General features: G+C 45.4%; 1 protein-coding gene. It reads left to right on the top strand.

Annotated features, from left to right (window positions below):
* The first annotated feature begins 449 nt into the window (after window positions 1-449).
* Window positions 450-1,634, top strand: coding sequence for an aminotransferase-like domain-containing protein (locus tag DG046_RS09565; RefSeq protein WP_108832261.1), 1,185 nt, complete (start codon window positions 450-452; stop codon window positions 1,632-1,634).
* Window positions 1,635-2,133 lie beyond the last annotated feature (499 nt).

Raw genomic sequence — 2,133 nt, 5'->3', positions numbered from 1 at the left:
GCAAAACTTTCATCATTTCCGAACAAAACTGCTTTTTGTCTGTTCAAAAGATCGGTGATAGATGGCATTTGGGAAAACAAAAAGGAGCCTAGTTTTCACTAGACTCCCCAATGGTTGACATAGAACCAAAAATAACCCTTTCCCCCGACACCATTCGTCGGGGGATTTTTTTGTTCGCGGAAAATTTTAAGAGAGTCAAACATTTTTAAAAAAATCACATCGGCCTTTCTTTTCGAATTTCTTAAATCTCACGCCCCGTTTTAAGAATAAAACAAAAGTCAAAAACCCTTTTGGCGCACGTTTTTTCTATGGGCCGATTTCCATTCTTTTTCTCCGGGAATCTATTTGATTTCAGGGCTTACAACATCATTGACTTTCAACAATGTACGATATACAATAAACTCATAAAACGTTACCACGCAATTTTTTTATGATGAAAGGAGTTCTTAATGCCTAAATTTGCAAAAAGAATGGACAATCTGAAAGCGTCTGAAATCCGTGAGCTACTCGCTTTAACGGCTGACCCGAGCATTATTTCTTTCGCCGGCGGTCTTCCCGCAGCTGAATTATTCCCCATTGACAAATGGATCGAAGCTGAAAACAAAGTCATGAAAGAAAACGGTGCCGCTGCCCTTCAATACGGCCCCACCGACGGCTACAAACGCTTAAGAGAACACTGCATTACCCGCATGAATAAAGTCGGCGTTAAAAACGTCGAAGCTGATGACATTCAAGTTCTGTCCGGTTCCCAACAAGGTTTGGACTTCATGGCCAGAATCTTTATCGATCCGGGCGACTACATCGTCGTTGAAAGTCCTACTTACTTAGGCGCATTGAACGCCTTCAAAGCTTACGAACCTAAGTTCCTGCAAGTGCCCCTCGACGAAGACGGCATGGTTCTCGAAGACCTCGAAAATGCATTAAAGAACCACGACAACGTTAAGTTCATCTATGTCATTTCCGACTTCCAAAACCCCTCCGGCAAAACCTGGACCATGGAACGCCGCAAAGGCTTAATCGAATTGGCCAACAAATACGACGTTATGATTCTTGAAGACAACCCCTACGGCGAACTCCGTTTCGAAGGCGAAATTCAACCGTCTCTTCGCAGCTTAGACACCGAAGACCGCGTTATCTTCATGGGTACCTTCTCCAAGATCTTCAGCCCCGGTATCCGCGTCGGTTGGTTCAACGCAGCTAAAGAAGTTCTCGAAAAATTCAACATGGTTAAACAAGGTGCTGACCTTCAAACCTCGACCACGACTCAAATGATTCTGGCTCAATTCCTCGACGACAACGACTTGGAAGCACACATTGACAGCATCATCGAAGTTTACGGCAAACGTAAAAACATCATGGTCGAAGCCATGAAGAAATACTTCCCGAAAGAAGTTTCCTTCACCAATCCCGAAGGCGGCCTCTTCCTGTGGGTAACCCTTCCCGAACACTTAAATGCTCGCGACATCGCTGTTAAAGCCATCGAAAAGAAAGTTGCTTTCGTACCCGGCGGCGCTTTCTATCCCGACAGCCCGGAAGAAAACCACTTCCGCTTGAACTACAGCTGCATGTCCGAAGAAAAAATCGAAGAAGGCATTAAGCGCTTAGGTGAAGTTTTAACCGAAGCTGTTAAATAAGCCCGATACAAAATCCGTTGGCGGCCATCCCGTCGACGGATTTTTTTATTGCAACAAACGCGCTACCGGCGTTTTATCTCACTGCTAAATATCCTGAGCTATTTTCATCGAATGCTCAGCACCTCCTTTTCTTCTCCCTTTGAATTCATAGCGATGACCGCCTCTTCTTGCATCCCTCGGCATCCGCTTCCCCTTGCCCTATGAATTCCCTGAAACGGCCTCAGCTTTTGAACCGACTGCCGTCTTTTTATCCTTGAATCGAATGCTCGCCTCCCTCGAATCGAATTTTCGGGCATAAGAAAAAGCCTCCCGCGGGAGGCTTTCAGACTGCAGACAAACTCCGAACAAAACTCGGGGTTTGTCTCTTTTTTGTGTATTTTTTCCATAAATCAGCAAAAGAAGGGCCGTCGCCTCCTCCGTCCCGCTCTTTTCGATCCATCATTAGTGCCAGTTTTTTCATGTTCATGCATGCAAAGGTCAGCACCGCTTTCAGGTCCAT

The sequence above is a fragment of the Aedoeadaptatus coli genome, from assembly GCF_900343085.1.
Lineage (GTDB): Bacteria > Bacillota > Clostridia > Tissierellales > Peptoniphilaceae > Aedoeadaptatus > Aedoeadaptatus coli.
Note: the sequence above shows the minus strand (reverse complement) of the source record. Positions and strands in the feature narration are given on the sequence as shown.

What these genes read in the sequence shown, in the direction of transcription:
- DG046_RS09565 (WP_108832261.1), top strand. Translation starts at nt 450, where the DNA reads ATGCCTAAATTTGCAAAAAGAATGGACAATCTGAAAGCGTCTGAAATC.